The organism is Flavobacterium collinsii, from assembly GCF_946903285.1.
Lineage (GTDB): Bacteria > Bacteroidota > Bacteroidia > Flavobacteriales > Flavobacteriaceae > Flavobacterium > Flavobacterium collinsii.
In genome coordinates, this window is record NZ_OX336425.1 from 3,056,184 (window position 1) to 3,074,173 (window position 17,990).

Genomic DNA, 17,990 nt, shown 5'->3' on the forward strand with positions numbered 1-17,990 from the left:
AGATGTAAAAAGTGAAATGTAAGAAGCAGAGAAGAAAGTTTTCTGCTTCCCGGGTTTCCAAACTACAATATAAAGGCCAAAAGAATCCCCAAAACAATCATAGAGACTTTGGCAACATTAAACTTGTGTCCTTCGCTGCTTTCGAAAATAATTGTGGAGGAAATGTGAAATAAGATTCCAATTACAATGGCCGTAATCTCTGTATAATATTTGCTTAAAATAGGCAGATATTCAGAGGCAACGGTTCCTAGTGGAGTCATTACTGCAAAGGTAAGCATGAAGGCAAAAATGGCCTTTTTATTCAGGTCGGCATTGATAAAAAAAGTAGTTAAAATTACGGCGATTGGCAAATGATGAATTGCGATTCCAAGCGCCAAACCATGATGATGACTTACGGGGAAACCTTCCAGAAAAGCATGAATACACAAACTAGTAAATAGGAGCCACGGAATCTGAGACATCTTAGCATGTCCGTGAACGTGTCCATGTTCTGCTCCTTTAGAGAAAAATTCAAGTATAATCTGGAATAAAATTCCAACCATGATAAAGATTCCGATATTAGCATTGTGTGTTTCGTAAACTTCCGGCAACAAATGCATTACGGTTAATGACAATAAAAATGAACCGCTAAAAGCAAGCAATAGTTTTAGGTTGGTTTTGCTTTTTGGTTTTAAAAACAAAGCCACCATATAACCTAAAAGTACAGAAAATAAGGGTAGTAGATAATTCATTCTTTATTGTTTAATCGTTGATTTGTTTAATCGTTTAATTGTTTTTTGTTTAGCGATCAAACGGTTAAATAAAAAACAATTAAACGATTCCCCAATTTTATTTAAAAATCATGATTAATCGTTCGCTTTCAGTTTTGTGGAATTTTTTGAGTCTGTAATCTCCAAAAATATCCAACAGGAAAATACCGGCTTCGGCCATTAGTTCTTCAAAATCTTTTAAAGTTAAGGCTTTTACTTTTTCTGTGAAATGGTACTTTTTCCCCTGATCCTCAAAATCTATTTCTTTAAAAATATGTCCGTCTTCAACATATCTTTTGATTTTGAAATCAATCCCGTCTACATTTTTTACTTCTTCCGGTACCAATGTTTCGATAACCTGAGTAACATTCATAAAATCGATAACTGCAAAACCATATTCAGATAAACTTTCTTTAATGGCTTTAAGTGTTGTCAAATTGTCGTCGTCGCTTTCGAAATATCCAAAACTGGTAAATAAATTAAAAATGGCATCAAATTTTTCTTCAAATGGTTCACGCATATCGTGCACCTTAAAATGCAGAGTTTCGTTACTGTTTTTATTGGCTTCGGCGATACTGTTTTCAGACAAATCGGCTCCTAAGACATTAAAGCCTAATTGATTTAAATAGATCGAATGGCGCCCTTTTCCGCAAGCTAAATCCAATACTTTTGCTTTTTCCGGAAGATTCAGATAATGGGTCAGATTGTCCATGAAAATCTGAGCTTCGCGATAATTTCGGTCTTTATAAAGGATGTGGTAATAGGGAGTATCAAACCATGAAGTAAACCAATTTTCGGTATTACGTTCCTGATTTGGTGAGGATGAGTTTGCTGCTTCAGACATTTATTCTATTTCAATTAATTCAAAGTCCCGCAAATTTAGTGTATTTTTGCCGAAAAATAACTATTTCGCAACGATACCTCACGAATCATTGCAGAGATGCAGCAGGTGTACAGAGATGCAGATGCAGAGATGAACAACAGTGCATTTGAAATAATTCAAAAATAAAGATGGAAGAAAATTTTAGAATGATAGCCAAATGTTTTTTTGGTTTTGAAGAAATATTAGAGAATGAATTGCGTGCTCTTGGTGCTCAGGATGTCGAAAAAGGAGTGCGAATGGTAAGCTTTAAAGGCGATAAAGGTTTTATGTACAAAGCTAATTTATCGCTTCGTACAGCGCTTAAAGTTTTAAAACCTATTTATTCGTTCAGAGCCAATAATGAGCAGGCATTGTATAAAGGAATTTCGGGTGTAAATTGGTCAAAACTATTAAATGCCAATCAGACTTTTGTGATTGATGCGACCGTGCATTCGACTTATTTTAACCACTCTGAATTTGTTTCTCAAAAATGTAAAGATGCTATTGTAGATCAGTTTAGAGAAAGAACCGGACAGCGTCCGAGTATCGACAAAGCTTTTCCTGATTTAAGAATCAATGTTCATATCGATAAAGATCAGGTTTCGGTTGCACTGGATACTTCAGGGAATTCATTGCATCAGCGTGGTTACAGAACCGCAACGAATATTGCGCCAATCAACGAAGTTTTGGCAGCAGGAGTATTATTATTGTCAGGATGGGAAGGACAAAGTCATTTTTTAGATCCAATGTGTGGTTCGGGAACTTTCTTGGCCGAAGCGGCTATGATTGCCTGTAATATTCCGGCGAATATTAACCGTAAAGAATTTGCATTCGAAAAATGGAAAGACTGGGATAATGATCTCTTCGATCAGATTGTAAACAGTTTGATGAAAAAAACAAAGGAGTTTCATTATACGATAAAAGGTTTTGATAAAGCACCAAGTGCTGTAAATAAAGCCAAAGACAATATCAGAAATGCCAATTTGGAGGATTATGTTACCGTAGAAGAAAATAACTTTTTTGATACAGAAAAAGCTGTAGAAGGAAAATTACACATGGTTTTCAATCCGCCTTACGATGAGCGTTTGGATATTCATATGGAAGAATTCTACAAAAATATAGGAGATACTCTAAAGAAAAGTTATCCAGGAACAAATGCCTGGTTTATTACAGCAAATCTGGAAGCTCTGAAATTTGTAGGTCTAAAACCATCCCGAAAAATTAAACTTTTCAACGCAAGTCTTGAAGCACGTTTAGTAAAGTACGAAATGTACGAGGGAAGCAAGAGAACGAAATTTCAAGTTAACGAATAGTTGCAAAGAGACAAAGGTTCAGAGGTACAAAGAAAACATATTTTGTCGCTTTGAGTTTTTGTAACTCTGAGTCCAATAAAAAAATCAAATTTAAAATTTAGTAATAGTTGCAAAGAAACAAGGCGTCATAAACACAAAGAGAAAGCCTTTGTCGCTTTGAACCTCTGGAACTTTGAACCTTTAAAAAGAAAAAAATGACAAAACTACAAGTAAGAGCTTTTTTATACCAATTAGGATGTTTCGCAATTCTATTTATTTTAGGGAGATTTTTGGTAGCTTCTTATACTGGATTAACCGGATTTTGGATTCCGATGACCGCTTTTATTGTGGCCACTTTAATTTCGCCTAAATTTCAGTCGGTAAAAACAAAAGACGGAGAAAAGCTTTTCATGAAATGGATTTTTATAAAAGGAATTAGAGAAATTGGATAATTAGTTTGATTTTTATATGAGGATAATTGGACTTATAGGTGGAATTAGCTGGGTTTCTACAGTAGATTATTATAAACTTGTAAACGAGGGAATAAATGATAGGCTGGGAGGGCTTAATTTCTCGGAGTGTTTGATCTACTCTTTCAATTATGCTGATATTAAAAAGAACAACGATGCCAATGATTGGGATTCGACTTTTAATATGCTTTTAAAAGGATGTCAGTTTCTTCAGCAGGGCGGGGCAGAAGCTATTGTTTTATGTGCTAATACCATGCATTTGATTGCTGAGCGACTTCAAGAAGCGATTGATATACCAATTATTCATATTGCAACTGCAACCGCGGTAGAAATTCAGAAAGAAGCAATTAAAAAAGTGGGTTTACTGGGAACTAAGTTTACCATGGAACTCGATTTTTTTAAAGATAAATTGGCCGAGAACGGAATTGAAACTATTATTCCGAAGAATGATGCCGACCGTGATTTTATGCACGCCACAATTTTTGAAGAGTTGGGAAGAGGCTTGGTAACAGAGTCAACCAAAAGACGGTATCTGGAAATTGCCAATCAATTGATTAAAGAGGGAGCTGAGGGGATTATTTTAGGTTGTACCGAAATTCCTTTAGTGATAAAACCCGAAGATATTTCTGTTCCGGTTTTTGATACCACTTTAATTCATTCGATGGCTGCTGTTGAATTTCAATTATCATAAAATGAAAAAATCCAAATTCTAATAGATTACTATTGGAATTTGGATTTTTTTATAATAGAGCTTATTACTTTTTAATGGTCTCTTTTTTTATTAATTCAGGAATGATTGTCTTTTTCTTGTAAAGCGGAATAAAGTAAGAAACGGTATAGTTAAACCCGATTCCGAAACTACCATCGTACGTCCTGTTAAAGCCCGGAATGTAAAGATTATCAAAGCCCGAAGGTTTTTGGTTGGCGGCTAAAAGTTTTAACTGAACTCCAAAGCCTACAAACACATTGTTGAAAACTTTTGCTTTTACTCCCAATGCAACTTCAATCCAGCCTGCTGTAAGGCCATTGTATTTTTCTCCGGAAACAATTGCTGGTTGTTCTCCCCAATACGGATTTGCGTTGTAAATCTTATAGGTATTTAATTGTTGGCTAAAAGTACTGAAGCCGCCTCGCATACCTATTGTAATTAAATTTTCCATGTCCAGCCAGTTTTGGTACAAATTGTAATCAAAACCTCCTTTAATATAAGTTCCGGTTACAGTCGAATTTAATCGGTCATCATCCGTGGTTTTGTCTTCAAAACCAAGTTCAGCAGCCAGGTAGTATTTTTTTGTCAGACGAAAATCACCCGTAACCTCAATACCCTTGTAGTTCTTATCGTACAATCCACGGGTTAATTTGTACAAATCAACTCCTACGCGAAGTCCGTAACGATCCGTTTTGATACTATCCAGTTTGGTTTCCTTAACAGCCGGTTTGGCTGCCTGGGGCTTCGGATTTGTTTTAACGGCTTCTTTCGTTACTGTTGTGGTTGATGTTTCCTGAGAATGACCCAAAAACATTGAAAACAACAAACAAATACTAAAAATATATCTCAACATGTGTCTCATTTTCAAGTTCAACATTAAGCTTTTTTACAAAAATCTGCTTGATCCACAATATGTCATTTCCGGAGTCAACTAATGAGAAAGGTTTTAATTGATCAAGTGTAAAGGTGGTTTTAAAGCCGCAAGCTCTCGATACATACACATTTTGATGGGTGTAATAAAAAGTTAAAATGTCTGTATTTTTTGTTGCAGGATTAGTACTTAAAGAGTTGTAAACAAAACGATAAGTTGTAGTATTCTGATCTGTCCTTAAGGGGATTGAAACAGTGTTTGAATTGGTTACATATCTTGCAGGATTCGTTTCGTCTGTTATGCTTTTATTAAAAACAATTCCTTTATTTTCTCCCTCTGCTCCTCCAATTACCATTAGATCTTTTACATTTTGTTTTAGAGTAGGTTCGGCGTCGCTATAGAATGTAATTACTAATCTTGGAGTAGTAGGAGTATTGGCATCACAAATGTCGTCTTTCTCACAACTGGACAGACCAAAAGTAAAGATTAGTAAAAGAGAGATTATTTTTTTCATTTAAGTTTTATTATCGAAGTTCTAAAAGTACAACATTTTCGACATGATGCGTTTGTGGAAACATATCAACAGGTCTAACGCGCGTTACCTTGTATTTTTCATCCATTAAAGCCAAATCACGTGCCTGAGTTGCTGAATTACAACTTACATAAACTACTTTTTCGGGAGCAATCTTCAAAATTTGATCAATAACCGCGGCATGCATTCCATCTCTTGGTGGATCTGTGATAATAACATCCGGTTTTCCGTGCTGAGCAATGAAAGCTTCGTTGAAAACAACTTTCATATCACCTACAAAAAACTCACAATTGGTAATATTATTGCGTTCTGCATTGGCTTTCGCATCTAAAATTGCTTCGGGAACACTTTCGACACCAATTACTTTTTTGGCTTTTTTAGAAACAAACTGTGCAATAGTTCCAGTTCCGGTATACAAATCATAAACCGTTTCGTTACCAGTAAGTCCGGCAAAATCACGGGTTATCTTGTATAATTCATAAGCCTGATCTGAATTGGTCTGGTAGAAAGATTTAGCATTGATGCTGAATTTTAAACCTTCCATTTCTTCCAGTATATAATCTCTTCCTTTGTACAATTTAATATCCTGATCGTAAATCGTATCGTTTTGTTTGGAGTTTACCACATATTGCAATGAAGTAATCTGCGGAAACTTTTTGTAAAGATGATCTAAAATCAATTCACGGTTTTTAGGATCGTTTTCAAAAAACTGAATCAAAACCATGATTTCACCAGTAGATGCCGTACGAATCATTACTGTTCTCAGTAAACCGGAATGTTCTCTCGGATTAAAGAAGGCCAGATTATGATCGTTTGCAAAAGCCCTGATTTCATTTCTGATGGCATTTGAAGGATCTTCCTGCAAATGACATTTTTGAATGTCCAGAATTTTGTCCCACATTTTCGGAATATGAAACCCTAAGGCATTTCGGTTTCCTAAGTCTTCTGTACTTTCAATTTCCTTTTCGGTTAGCCAACGGCTGTTAGAAAATGAAAATTCCATCTTGTTTCTGTAGAAAAACTGTTTTTCAGAACCTAAGATGTTTTCGAATTCAGGAAGTTCTACTTTCCCGATGCGCTGCAAATGATTTTTTACTTCGTTTTGTTTGTAATACAGCTGTTGACTGTATTTCATATTTTGCCATTTACATCCTCCACAAACCCCAAAATGATCGCATATTGGCTCAATACGATGTTCTGATAATTCGTGAAATTTTACGGCTTTGCCTTCATAGTAGGCTTTTCTTTTCTTAAAGGTTTGTACGTCTACTACATCGCCAGGAACGACATTCGGAATAAAGATTACTTTTCCGTCAGGAGCTTTTGCTACTGATACTCCTTTTGCTCCTGCATCAAGAACCTGAATTTGATGAAAGACAACTTTGTCTGTATTTTTTCTTCCCATAGCGCAAAAATAAGGGTTTGTAAACTTTTATAAATTTAATTTTTAAAATATTTTATCAAATTCCCTAATTTAGTCGTTTAATCGAGTTTAAAAGTTAACTTTGTTTATAACAATCACCCTGAATACTGCATTTTTAACCTATTAGTATTGTTGTCTTTTATGAAGTTGTATCATAGTCTGTCACAAATTGGCTTTTTGAAGAAAAGTTACGCTTTCAAATTTTTGTTTGTTGCTTTTATCGGTATTCATATTCCCCTGATTGGAATCTTGTTTTATGTATTGTATTATAATCACAGTGTTTCGGCTACTTCTATTTTGATTTTTTCTCTGGTTATGACTTTATTGGCAACATTGTTGACGCTGTTGGTTTTAAATCACTTAATTAAGCCTATTTCCATAGCTTCGAAAGCCTTGGACGATTACAGAAATAATAGAAGATTATCTATTTTGCCAACAGAATATAGTGATGAGGCGGGTTTGTTATTGTGTAACATTCAGGAATCTATTTATGAATCAGAAAGTTTTATCAATGAAAAACAGGATTTGATCTATATGCTTTCGCATGATTTGAAAAATTTTGCAGGAAATCCGCAGGGGTTGGCAAGGCTGATTATAAGTGAAAATCCATCAGAATCTGTTCGTCAGTTAGCAGAATTGATTTGTGAATCGACTAATCTGCAATTTAGATACATTGAAAACTTCATTAAACTATTGCAGGAACAGGATAGGGTAGTGAAAGGGAATTTAGAAATGAGAATGATTTCATTTCCTAATATTTTGCCTTTTATCAACGAACAGGTAGAGCAACGTTTGATCGATAAGAACATTAAATTAAGTTTGAACTTGGAAATGGTTGAGGCAAAGTTAAGAATTGATGAAGGCTTGCTGGTTCAGGTTTTGGTGAATTTGATTAGCAATGCTGTTAAATTTTCTTATTTTGACAGTGAAGTTAAAGTTCGAATTTATACGGAAGATGGAAGATTTATTGTAACGGTTACAGACAACGGAATTGGTTTTGATAAAACTCAGATTGATGAACTCTTTAAGAAATTTACAAAAATGAGCCGACTGGGTACTGCCAACGAATCTTCGACAGGAATTGGTTTGTATCTGTGTAAAAAAATAATTGAGAAGAACAAAGGGAAGCTTACGGCTTCCAGTGATGGAAAAAATAAAGGAGCTGAATTTAGAATCGAGTTTGAATTGTAGTTTTCCTAATTTAGAAGTTTGTAAAATTTTGAATTGCTGAGATTCAAAAGACTTTAAAATCTCAGCAATCCAGATTTTTAGTCAAATAAATCAGAAGATAAATAACGATCACCGCGATCACAAATTACGGCAACAATAACTCCTGATTCCAGTTGTTCGGCAATTTTTAATGCTACAGCTACAGATCCTCCGCTACTCATACCGGCAAAAACACCTTCTTCAAGAGCAAGTCTTTTAGTCATTTCTCTGGCTTCAGTTTCACTAACATCAACAACGGTATCTACTTTTGCGGCGTCGAAAATTTTCGGTAAATATTCCTGAGGCCATTTTCGAATTCCCGGGATCTGAGATCCTTCGCTGGGCTGGGCGCCGATGATTTGAATGTTTTTGTTTTTTTCTTTTAAGTAAGTCGAAGTTCCTATGATAGTTCCTGTGGTTCCCATAGCCGAAACAAAATGGGTTACCGTTCCGTCAGTATCATTCCAGATTTCAGGACCGGTGGTTTTGTAATGCGCTTTCCAGTTGTCGTCATTTGCAAACTGATTTAGCATCAAATAACCGCCTTCGGCGACTTTTTTGTCGGCGTAGTCCCTTGAGCCGATAATTCCTTCGCTAGCGGGCGTTAAAATAACTGTAGCGCCATAAGCGCGCATGGTTTGGGTTCGTTCTTTTGTAGAATCTTCAGGCAGCACCAATTCAATTTCGATTTGAAACAATTGTGCGATCATGGCCAGAGCAATTCCAGTATTTCCGCTGGTGGCCTCAATTAGCTTGTCGCCTTTTTTAATATCGCCTCTTTCGACAGCGGATGCAATCATGTTATATGCTGCTCTGTCTTTTACACTACCTCCGGGATTATTTCCTTCAAGTTTCAGTAAAAGTTTTACGTTTTTATTTTTAACCAAATTGACAGTTTCCATCAAAGGAGTGTTTCCAATTAGGTTTAGCAATTTCTGTGGACTCATTTTTATTTTTTTTCTTTTATTTTGACTTCAGTTGTAGTGGTATTTAAAACGATCGAATCTTCAGGAATCGACTTGGTAATCCATGCATTTCCACCTACAATGCTGTTTTTTCCAATTATAGTTTCACCTCCTAGAATAGTAGCATTGGCATAAATACATACATTTGCTTCTACAGTGGGGTGTCTTTTGGCGTTTTTCATTTCCTTGCTTACGCTCAAGGCCCCTAAAGTAACGCCCTGATAAATTTTTACATGTTTTTTAATCACGGTAGTTTCACCAATTACAATTCCGGTAGCGTGATCGATAAAAAAGGGAGAGGCAATATCGGCTCCGGCATGAATGTCGGTTCCGGTAATTCGATGTGCGTACTCGCTCATTAATCGCGAAAAAAGCAATAAGTCCAAAAGATACAATTCATGACTTAAACGGTAAATGGCAATGGCGTAGAATCCGGGATACCCCAGGTATACTTCGTCAATACTATTAGATGCAGGGTCATTTTCAAGGATGTATTCTGCATCGTGATTTAGCTTTTCTAAAACCCCTGGTAATTTCTCCAGAAAACGATCCCAAATGGATTCACAGAGATTTTCAGATTTTTTACACGCCAGAACAGCGATTTCCTTAAAACGAATTTCCAATTCTTTGATGCTTTCATCTAAAGCTGCATTTGAATCAAAAAGGGTATAAAATAGCTTTTCAGTAAAATCTTCTGTTTTGGTTTTGATGCCGTAATTTATGTTTGAATGACTTTTTAAAGCTTTTATGTTTTGTATGATAATGTCTTTTGTCACAGTGGTGAAATTGAATGGATAATAAGAAAGGCTAAAAGTAAGGTGTTTTTTGTAAATAAAGGCAGGAATTCTTTAAAGAAATTTTCTTTTGAGTACTGTATTTGTGATAAATAATAGAAATGCAAATGGTTGTGTTTTATGTAATTCTTAAGGAGTTAAATGTGTAAATTAGCGTGTAAAAAATATAAAAATGAAAAACAATTCGACTTTTAAAAGCGCTATTTCTGATATTTCCTTTCCTGAAACCGATAAAATTTACGGAAAATCGATACACGACCCCATATTAGGATTGATTATTAAAGATCATCCTTCTTTTAGTGACGAGGATTGTATTGCCGTAAAAGAATTGAATGAATACCGTCAGAGGTATATTTCAAACTATTTGTCAACCGAAATTGGTGCGCTTTCGGATCTTGAAAAAAATGTTATTTCTTCGCTGAAAGAAGATAAATCAATTGTTAGTACAGTTGAAGATGAAACAGAAACCAGGAATTTTGGGCAAAGAGTCGCCGATCAGGTGGCAGATTTTGGTGGGAGCTGGACGTTTATAATTTCGTTTTTGTTTTTCATTGTGGTTTGGATTGGTGCGAATGTTTACATTTTGGTGAACAAAGGCTTTGATCCGTATCCGTTTATTTTGTTGAATTTGATTTTGTCGTGTATTGCTGCATTGCAGGCTCCGGTCATTATGATGAGTCAGAATCGTCAGGAAGAGAAGGATCGAAATCGTGCTAAAAAAGATTATATGATCAATCTAAAATCGGAACTGGAGATTAGAATGATTCATGATAAAATAGATCATTTGATTATGCATCAGCAACAGGAGTTGATCGAAATTCAAAAAGTTCAAATCGAAATGATGAACGATATCTTGAATCAGATTAAAAAATAAGTCTTACAAAAAATAGTAAACATTGAAGCGATTCAAAATTAAGAAGAGATGAGTTTTTATGTATAAAAGAACGGAGTGTTTTGAATAATTGAATCTGTTTTTTTGACAAAAGGCAGCTTCAGTTTTTGAAAATAAAAGAGGAGTATGATGAATGAAATGCACTTTGGCTACTGGTGAAAATCAGTGAAAAAAAAGTAAGAATAAAGTAGCTTTTAAATTTCTTAAAATGTACTTGTAAATAGGGTATATTTTAGAGACCTGAGAGTACGTTTGTTTTTCTGAATTTTGAGGCTTGTTTTTTTTGTGAGAACAAAAAAAATAATGGAGGTAGTTTTGGGAGGAGGGAATTGCTATTTTAAAGTTTCATACTTTTGGATCTTTAATACTTATAATAAATGAAAGCGTTTAAAATTTTAATAATGATTCTTGCCATTTCGGTTGCGTTATACGAGCAGGTATCAGCAGAAAAAAACATTTACATTATGGTAATTGCGATAGCAGTTTTCATGTATGGAATGATGCAGTTGAGTGCAAAAACACCGAGTAAAAATCAAGATAAAGAAGAGAAGGATGTTGACTAAAGGAGATAAGGTTTCAGTCTTAGACGAAGCCATAAATGGAACAGTTGTTTCGGTGAAAAACAACGAGGTTTTGATTGAAACAGAAGATGGTTTTATGATGACATTTTTTGTCAACGAACTACTTAAAGTACAGGATTCCAGCAATTTAATGAATTCTATTAAAAGAATTGATTTAGAAGAGATTTCAAAGGAAAAAACAGAGCCGAAACCAAGGAGTTTTGTGAAAGAAAAGAAAGATAAACGCGAAATTTCGGCTCCTGAATTTGATTTGCATATCGAAAAACTGGTGCCAAACAAACGCGGAATGTCTAACTATGATATTCTCACCTTACAGACGGAAACGGCAAAAAGACATATTGAGTTTGCGATCAGAAACCGCATTCCGAAAATCGTTTTTATTCATGGTGTCGGCGAAGGAATTTTAAAGGCCGAACTTGATTTTTTATTGGGGCGTTACGACGGAATCGATTTTCAGGATGCCAATTATCAAAAATATGGCTTAGGAGCCACCGAAGTTTATTTTAGACAAAATCAGAAATAACAGTTTATTTCGATAGAGGAATATTGAATTTAAAGCATAAAAAAAAACGTCCGTTTTTCTTTCTGAATTCGTTATGGAATCAGTTTAGAAAACGGACGTTTTTTTGTAAGATTTTTTAAGTCAGTATTTGTCGTTTGAAAATAGTTTTATGGTGTGGTTGAAATTTCAAGAACCCCAAAAGTGTATTCGTTTGGCAGCTTGAAACTACTGTTTCCTCTCTCGAATTTTACGCCTTTAAGAACAATAGTATGAAAGTAAGCGGTTCCAACAAGTTTTGTGGTGACTTCGATAGTTCCATTTACATTTTGTACACTGTTTCCTGCTATCCACGTTTCTTTCACAGTTGGAGTAGAAGGTAGGGGACTAGTACAAAAGTAGCCTGGAGGTAAAGAGCCGTCAATACCAAAAGTACGTATTAAAACTTTATTGGTTGTAGTGCTTATTAAACCAATTCTTGGTTGGGTTGTGACCTCATTTTTAAGTAGCAGAGGATCTATGTTGTCGATTGTTAAAGCAGTTGATGCTGTTTGGTTATATACTAGGGTTTTGTTACCCGGGCATTGTTTTAAGGGGCCCGTAAAAAGTGTACTTGGCGAATTGTAAGAGGTCTTAAAAAGTCCAAATGGATATTCGGCCTCTACCTGCGGTCCTGAAGGTTTTAGAAAAGTAATGTTCTGGAAAACAAGGTTGTGATTGTAGCCTGTAATTGTAGAGCTCCCGTCGGCGTTATCCGTTACAGCTGCCGTAGTGATATCCACGATTTTTCCGGCTGTGGCTTGCCATTCCTCAGTTACGCCTGGTGTTGTTGGGGGGATCGCGCCACAGATATTTGCAGTACCAACCAGACCATTATAGGCTCTGTATACCACACGGGTTGTGGTGTTGTTGATATCGTAATATAAGGGTTTGCCTGCTAATGTTGCATCGTTTAAAAGAGTGTTATCAGGAAACTGAATCATTAATGATTCTTGTTTTTTAAGTTTGTATATAAGACCGTTTGTTTTATCATTACAGGTCTGAGCCGTAATAGTAGGGTCACTAAAATCAATTGTGTCTACCGTTAAATCGCCATCATCGCAGCCGTTTAATAAAAGCGCAAAGAAGAGAAGGCTTGCATATTTTTTCATCGTAATTTTATTTGAGGTCAAAAATAGTGAAAAATTTGTCAAATGATATTCAACATTTGACAATTGATATTTCATAACTTTGCGGCAATGAAAAAAGTATATCTTGATAACGCCTCTACAACCGCTATGCGTCCTGAAGTAATTCAGGAAATGACAAAAGTGATGACAGAAGATTTTGGTAATCCGTCTTCTACACACAGTTTTGGAAGAAATGGAAAAACTATTTTGGAACTCTCCAGAAAAAGCATTGCCAAGTACTTAAATTGTACCGCACAGGAGATTATTTTTACTTCAGGAGGTACTGAAGCCGATAATTGGATTCTTCGTTCTGCTGTTGAAGATCTTAAAGCGGAGCGTATCATTACAACCAGAATCGAACATCATGCAGTGCTGCATACCGCAATGGTTTTAGAATCGGAGTATAAGGTTCAGGTCGATTATGTGAATATAAACCCTAATGGAAGTATCGATTTAACACATTTGTCAAATTTATTAGCCGAAGACAAAAAGACAATTGTTAGTTTGATGCATGTAAACAATGAAACCGGAGCTGTTTTAGATCTGGAAAGAGTTGGTGTAATTTGTAAGCAATACAATGCTTTGTTTCATTCGGATACCATTCAGTCTGTTGGAAAAACGGAGATCGATTTGCAAAAAATCCCTGTTGATTTTATTGTGGCAAGCGCGCATAAATTCCACGGTCCAAAAGGGGTGGGTTTTGCTTTTGTTCGAAAAAATTCCGGATTACAGCCTTTAATTTTTGGAGGAGAACAGGAGAAAGGACTTCGTGCCGGTACAGAAGCTGTGCATCAGATTGCCGGAATGGCTAAGGCATTATCACTTTCGTACGAGAATTTAGATCAGGAGAGAAATTATATTACCGATTTAAAAATGTATTTGATTGATCAGCTCGAAATTTATTTTCCAGGCTTTAGGATCAATGGTAAAAAAGAGGATTTTTATAACATTATCAATATTATTTTGCCTTTTTCAGCCGACAAAACTTCAATGTTGTTGTTTAGTCTGGATATGAAAGGAATAGCAGTTTCAAGAGGTAGTGCTTGCCAGTCCGGTAGTGTAAAGCCCTCCCATGTTTTAAAAGAAATGCTTTCGGAGACGGATTTAAAGTTACCAAATCTCCGAATTTCATTTAGTCATTTCAATACCAAAGAAGATATTGATTGGTTGATTGAGAGTTTAAAAGGCGTTTAAAAGGTGCTGAGGTGCTAAGGTTCTGAGGTTTTATAGTTACAGAGGTACAGAGGTACAAAGGGTTGTATTACGATTGTTGTAATCTGTAACTTGAAACTATTTACTCACGAGTCGCAATTTTTTTTTGCATTTAGCAAATCAGCAATCTAAAATCTACAATCTAAAATTACTTGCGTATCACTTTTACCTGCGAATCATTCGTTAGTTTTATAATGGTTGAAGGTTTTCCGGCAACTCTGTCGTGATAGAGATTTACTACATAATCAACACCATTTACAATCTCGGGACTGATGTCTTTAAAGGCAATTGGAGTGGGTTGTCCTGAAATATTAGCCGAAGTAGAAACGAGTGGCTTCTTCATTCGTTCTAAAAGTTTGAAACAGAACGGCTCTTTTACCAGACGGATTCCAAGCGAATTATCTGTAGCGATAATGTTTGGAGCAACATTACGGGGTTCATCTAATATTAAGGTAGTAGGTTTTTCGGATAAATCTAAAAGTTGCCAAGCTACTTCGGGGATGTTTTTGAATACATTGTACATCATTTTTTCCCCGTTCATCAATACAATCATACTTTGTGTTTCAGCACGTTGTTTGAGTTTGTATATTTTGGCAACAGCCTCTGGATTTGTTGCGTCGCAGCCAATTCCCCACACCGTATCGGTAGGGTAGAGAATGATTCCGCCTTCTTTTATGACTTCGTACGCTTTGATTATTTCTTCGTTCATATTACAAGTCAATTATTTTGTATGATGGGACTCCTTTGATTTTGAAGTTATGATGATACATGTAAAGATTAATTAGTCTTTCTGATATAAAACCAAAAATTCGCGCCTGATAAGCATCTTCCGGAATTGTAATTCGGGATTCTAGTTCAAACAGAATGGAAAAAAGCCAGGTGTAGTAAGCATCAAATTTTTCTTTTGAACTAACCATCATATTTCCCATATGAAACAGAGTTCCTTCATCGAGAAACTGAGTAATACTGTTTTTGTATTCCGGGTATTTTTCCAGAATGATCTGTTTGGTTAAATCCCAGTCCTCTTTTCTGTGTTCCTCACAGTAGTTGTCGGTCAAGGATCCTTTTTTGAACTTATAAGGACGGCATAGAATTACGTCATACTCTGAAAGAAGAGAAGCTATTTTTTTCTCCAGTTTTTCAGAAGCTACGTTGTATAGTTTAGTGTTTTTGAAATCTTCGTTTTTGATTTTTTTCTGTGCCGAAGGTTTTAGATTGTACCAGTCGTTGTAAAAGTTAAGGTATCTTCTGTAATGACAAATCCCTACATAGTCTGCTTCTTTTTCATTTTTCCAAATCCAGTAAGCAGCTGTCAATTCACAATAGTTGCTGTTTTTGTTTCCGATATTGTCCTGAGTATTGTCTCTTAAGATAGTATCAGTGATTGATGGATTTGTTCCCACCTGAATCGGAACCAGAATATCATTGGATAATACAGGGTTTTCTTTATGAGTTACAATGAAAATCTTAATCATTATTCAGTTCTGTTTTAGATCTTTTTAAAGCTATGGCAATTATCTGATGCATGTCGTAATATCTGTATTCTGATAATCTTCCTCCAAATATTACATTCTTTTCTTCTAAAGACAGTTTTTTGTACTCTTCAAACAAGGCTTGATTTTTGGCATCGTTTATAGGATAAAACGCTTCATTAGACGGGTTCCATTCGCATGGATATTCTTTTGTAATAACAGTTTTGCTTTGTTTGCCAAATTCAAAATGTTTGTGCTCAATTATTCGGGTAAAAGGATAGCTGGCATCATTGTAATTAACAACAGCATTTCCTTGAAAATTATCAGTATCAAGAACTTCGTTGTCAAATTGTAGAGATCTGTATTCCAGAACCCCTAATTTGTAATCGAAATACTCGTCAATCTTTCCGGAATACACAATTTTATCGGCAAGTCCGTCAAATTTCGTTCGGTCTGAAAAGTAATTGGTACTGGTTATCACTTCAATTCCGTCTAATAATTTGTCAATTAATTTATTGTAACCGCCAATAGGGATTCCCTGATAGGTATCGTTAAAATAATTGTTGTCAAAAGTGAATCGAACCGGAAGTCTTTTTATGATAAAAGCTGGTAATTCAGTGGCTTTTCTTCCCCACTGTTTTTCGGTGTACTCCTTTATAAAATTATCATAAATATCTTTTCCGACAAGGCTTAGTGCTTGTTCTTCCAGATTTTGTGGATTTTTTACTCCATAAGTCGCTACTTGTTCATCAATTTTGGCTTTGGCTTCCTGAGGAGTTTTGGTACCCCAAAGCTGATAAAAAGTATTCATATTAAAAGGTAAATTGTACATCTTACCTTTAGAAAGTGACATTGGGGAATTGGTAAAGTTGTTGAATTCAACAAATTGGTTCACATAATCCCATATTGCTTTATCGTTGGTGTGAAATATATGTGCACCATATTTATGAACATTAATTCCTTCCATATTTTCGCAATATACATTTCCTCCTATATGGTCTCTTTTGTCAATTACCAGACATTTTTTTTCTGCTTTTTTTGCTTCATGAGCGAACACACTACCATAGAGTCCTGATCCAATTATTAAATAGTCATATTGCTTTTTCATGATGCAAAAGTAGAGATTAATTAGTAAATTGCAACAAATTACAAAAGTAAAAATGGCAGGAAAAATACAAGTAGGATATTTGGTTTCGTATGATTATGAGTTGTTAAAAACATCACTTCCAACAGTGTATAACGATGCAGATGCAGTTTTTGTCGCCATTGATAAAAATAGAAATACTTGGAATGGCGGAAGTTTTACGATCGATGATTCTTTTTTTGATTGGATTAAGAATTTTGACGTTGATAAGAAGGTGGTGATTTATGAAGATGATTTTTATGTTCCAGCCTTAACTACAATGGAATGTGAAATTAGAGAACGAAAAATGCTCGCCGAAAAAATGGGAATTGGAAATTGGATTGTCCAGGTAGATTGCGATGAATATTTTGTTGACTTTAAAAAGTTTGTTTCTGATCTAAGACGATATGATTCTTATTTAATTAATCCGGAAAAACACCCCATACAGATTTGTGCTTTTTGGGTGATGCTTTATAAGTATACCGATAAAGGGATTTTATATGTAGATAAACCACTAAAGGCTATTTTTGCTACAAACTATCCTAATTACAAAAGCGGACGAAGAATTAAGGAGCGTCAGATTTATACCAACAACATTGTTCTGCATGAATCGTTGTCAAGAACCGAAGCAGACTTACGTTTTAAGCTTGACAATTGGGGGCATAATGTAGATGTAGACAAAGGTTTTTTGGATAAATGGCTTGTTGTGAATGAAAATAATTATAAAGATTATAAGGATTTTTACTATTTGCAGCCTAAAAGATGGAAGAAATTGGGATTCTTTTCAACTAAAAGTATTCCTCAGATAAAGGAGATTATTGAAAAAGAAAAAAGGCTGAACGTACCTAATTTTAAGCTTTATTTTAAAAATTTCGGTCAGTGGCTGAAATACGCGCTAAAGAAGAAAAAGGGATAAGTAACTTTTTGCTCTTAATAGAATTTAAGGATGGAAATATTCTCTGGTTTTTATTTTTAGAAGGAGGTTTAGAAACGATTAAAATTTTTCTACTGTCGATTTTAGCAGCAAATTTAATCTTAGAATAATTGAATTTTGTTAATTATAAGGTTATTTTTGCATCCTTACGTTTAGTACTTAGAGCTGTGGAAAACAAGCTGTTTTTTTGGCTGTTTAGACAGGAGTAAAACCTCTTGGAAACAGATAATAA

21 protein-coding genes are annotated in these 17,990 nt (G+C 35.1%); 10 read left to right on the forward strand and 11 right to left on the reverse strand.

The genetic code is table 11. From position 1 onward, the window contains the following. Positions 1–62: 62 nt before the first annotated feature. On the reverse strand, positions 63–731 hold the full coding sequence (locus OGZ34_RS12640; protein ID WP_263360421.1) for a ZIP family metal transporter: 669 nt from the start codon (positions 729–731) through the stop codon (positions 63–65). A gap of 97 nt (positions 732–828) precedes the next feature. Further along, a complete protein-coding gene (locus OGZ34_RS12645; RefSeq protein WP_173966751.1) occupies positions 829–1,593 on the reverse strand; it encodes a class I SAM-dependent methyltransferase in 765 nt (254 codons plus the stop codon). A 167-nt stretch (positions 1,594–1,760) separates the two neighbouring features. On the opposite strand from OGZ34_RS12645, the gene OGZ34_RS12650 reads away from it, so the two are divergent. From OGZ34_RS12650 to OGZ34_RS12660, 3 genes are all read left to right on the forward strand, one after another. Beyond that, on the forward strand, positions 1,761–2,924 hold the full coding sequence (locus tag OGZ34_RS12650) for a THUMP domain-containing class I SAM-dependent RNA methyltransferase (RefSeq protein ID WP_173966750.1): 1,164 nt from the start codon (positions 1,761–1,763) through the stop codon (positions 2,922–2,924). Positions 2,925–3,118: 194 nt separating this feature from the next. After that, positions 3,119–3,355, forward strand: a complete 237-nt coding sequence (locus tag OGZ34_RS12655) for a hypothetical protein (RefSeq protein ID WP_017498385.1) — start codon at positions 3,119–3,121, stop codon at positions 3,353–3,355. A 16-nt stretch (positions 3,356–3,371) separates the two neighbouring features. Then, positions 3,372–4,064 (forward strand): aspartate/glutamate racemase family protein, encoded by a 693-nt coding sequence (locus OGZ34_RS12660; RefSeq protein ID WP_263360422.1) that lies wholly within the window; start codon positions 3,372–3,374, stop codon positions 4,062–4,064. Between the two features lie 64 nt (positions 4,065–4,128). On the opposite strand, the gene OGZ34_RS12665 is transcribed toward OGZ34_RS12660, so the two are convergent. The 3 genes from OGZ34_RS12665 to rlmD are packed head-to-tail and all read right to left on the reverse strand — an operon-like array spanning position 4,129 to position 6,890. After that, positions 4,129–4,944 carry a DUF6048 family protein gene (locus tag OGZ34_RS12665; protein ID WP_263360423.1) on the reverse strand — a complete coding sequence of 272 codons (816 nt, stop codon included), beginning with the start codon at positions 4,942–4,944 and terminating at the stop codon, positions 4,129–4,131. Then, positions 4,916–5,467, reverse strand: coding sequence for a DUF6452 family protein (locus OGZ34_RS12670; protein WP_263360424.1), 552 nt, complete (start codon positions 5,465–5,467; stop codon positions 4,916–4,918). Before OGZ34_RS12670 ends, OGZ34_RS12665 begins: the two co-directional genes overlap by 29 nt. Before the next feature lie 10 nt (positions 5,468–5,477). Continuing rightward, complete coding sequence (gene rlmD, locus OGZ34_RS12675) at positions 5,478–6,890, reverse strand: 23S rRNA (uracil(1939)-C(5))-methyltransferase RlmD (protein WP_173966746.1); 1,413 nt, start codon at positions 6,888–6,890, stop codon at positions 5,478–5,480. A 195-nt stretch (positions 6,891–7,085) separates the two neighbouring features. Here rlmD and OGZ34_RS12680 point away from each other — a divergent pair, with 195 nt between their 5' ends. Beyond that, positions 7,086–8,099: a sensor histidine kinase gene (locus OGZ34_RS12680; protein ID WP_246253245.1), complete on the forward strand. Its 1,014-nt coding sequence runs from the start codon at positions 7,086–7,088 to the stop codon at positions 8,097–8,099. A gap of 77 nt (positions 8,100–8,176) precedes the next feature. Here the strand turns inward: OGZ34_RS12680 and cysM are convergent, their stop codons facing one another. Next, positions 8,177–9,064 carry a cysteine synthase CysM gene (gene cysM, locus OGZ34_RS12685; RefSeq protein ID WP_173966744.1) on the reverse strand — a complete coding sequence of 296 codons (888 nt, stop codon included), beginning with the start codon at positions 9,062–9,064 and terminating at the stop codon, positions 8,177–8,179. 2 nt (positions 9,065–9,066) lie between these two features. Continuing rightward, complete coding sequence (locus OGZ34_RS12690; protein WP_173966743.1) at positions 9,067–9,858, reverse strand: serine O-acetyltransferase; 792 nt, start codon at positions 9,856–9,858, stop codon at positions 9,067–9,069. Between the two features lie 190 nt (positions 9,859–10,048). On the opposite strand from OGZ34_RS12690, the gene OGZ34_RS12695 reads away from it, so the two are divergent. The 3 genes from OGZ34_RS12695 to OGZ34_RS12705 all read left to right on the forward strand — a co-directional run bounded on the left by OGZ34_RS12695 (position 10,049) and on the right by OGZ34_RS12705 (position 11,872). Next, positions 10,049–10,750 (forward strand): DUF1003 domain-containing protein, encoded by a 702-nt coding sequence (locus OGZ34_RS12695; protein WP_173966742.1) that lies wholly within the window; start codon positions 10,049–10,051, stop codon positions 10,748–10,750. A gap of 395 nt (positions 10,751–11,145) precedes the next feature. Then, on the forward strand, positions 11,146–11,331 hold the full coding sequence (locus tag OGZ34_RS12700) for a hypothetical protein (protein WP_173966741.1): 186 nt from the start codon (positions 11,146–11,148) through the stop codon (positions 11,329–11,331). Continuing rightward, complete coding sequence (locus tag OGZ34_RS12705; protein WP_173966740.1) at positions 11,321–11,872, forward strand: Smr/MutS family protein; 552 nt, start codon at positions 11,321–11,323, stop codon at positions 11,870–11,872. The genes OGZ34_RS12700 and OGZ34_RS12705 overlap by 11 nt, the downstream gene beginning before the upstream one ends. Before the next feature lie 146 nt (positions 11,873–12,018). Here OGZ34_RS12705 and OGZ34_RS12710 read toward each other — a convergent pair whose 3' ends face one another. After that, a complete protein-coding gene (locus OGZ34_RS12710; protein ID WP_263360425.1) occupies positions 12,019–12,999 on the reverse strand; it encodes a hypothetical protein in 981 nt (326 codons plus the stop codon). Between the two features lie 87 nt (positions 13,000–13,086). Here OGZ34_RS12710 and OGZ34_RS12715 point away from each other — a divergent pair, with 87 nt between their 5' ends. Beyond that, positions 13,087–14,211, forward strand: a complete 1,125-nt coding sequence (locus OGZ34_RS12715; RefSeq protein WP_263360426.1) for a cysteine desulfurase family protein — start codon at positions 13,087–13,089, stop codon at positions 14,209–14,211. A gap of 166 nt (positions 14,212–14,377) precedes the next feature. Here OGZ34_RS12715 and OGZ34_RS12720 read toward each other — a convergent pair whose 3' ends face one another. The 3 genes from OGZ34_RS12720 to glf are packed head-to-tail and all read right to left on the reverse strand — an operon-like array spanning position 14,378 to position 16,809. Next, positions 14,378–14,938, reverse strand: coding sequence for an L-threonylcarbamoyladenylate synthase (locus OGZ34_RS12720; RefSeq protein ID WP_263360427.1), 561 nt, complete (start codon positions 14,936–14,938; stop codon positions 14,378–14,380). A 1-nt stretch (position 14,939) separates the two neighbouring features. After that, positions 14,940–15,704, reverse strand: a complete 765-nt coding sequence (locus OGZ34_RS12725) for a DUF4422 domain-containing protein (RefSeq protein WP_263360428.1) — start codon at positions 15,702–15,704, stop codon at positions 14,940–14,942. After that, a complete protein-coding gene (gene glf, locus OGZ34_RS12730) occupies positions 15,697–16,809 on the reverse strand; it encodes a UDP-galactopyranose mutase (RefSeq protein WP_263360429.1) in 1,113 nt (370 codons plus the stop codon). The genes OGZ34_RS12725 and glf overlap by 8 nt, the downstream gene beginning before the upstream one ends. Positions 16,810–16,861: 52 nt before the next feature. Between glf and OGZ34_RS12735 the strand changes: the two genes are divergently transcribed. Together OGZ34_RS12735 and OGZ34_RS12740 are read left to right on the forward strand one after the other, a co-directional pair. After that, complete coding sequence (locus OGZ34_RS12735; RefSeq protein ID WP_263360430.1) at positions 16,862–17,740, forward strand: hypothetical protein; 879 nt, start codon at positions 16,862–16,864, stop codon at positions 17,738–17,740. Then, positions 17,704–17,868 carry a hypothetical protein gene (locus OGZ34_RS12740; protein WP_263360431.1) on the forward strand — a complete coding sequence of 55 codons (165 nt, stop codon included), beginning with the start codon at positions 17,704–17,706 and terminating at the stop codon, positions 17,866–17,868. The genes OGZ34_RS12735 and OGZ34_RS12740 overlap by 37 nt, the downstream gene beginning before the upstream one ends. Positions 17,869–17,990: the final 122 nt, after the last annotated feature.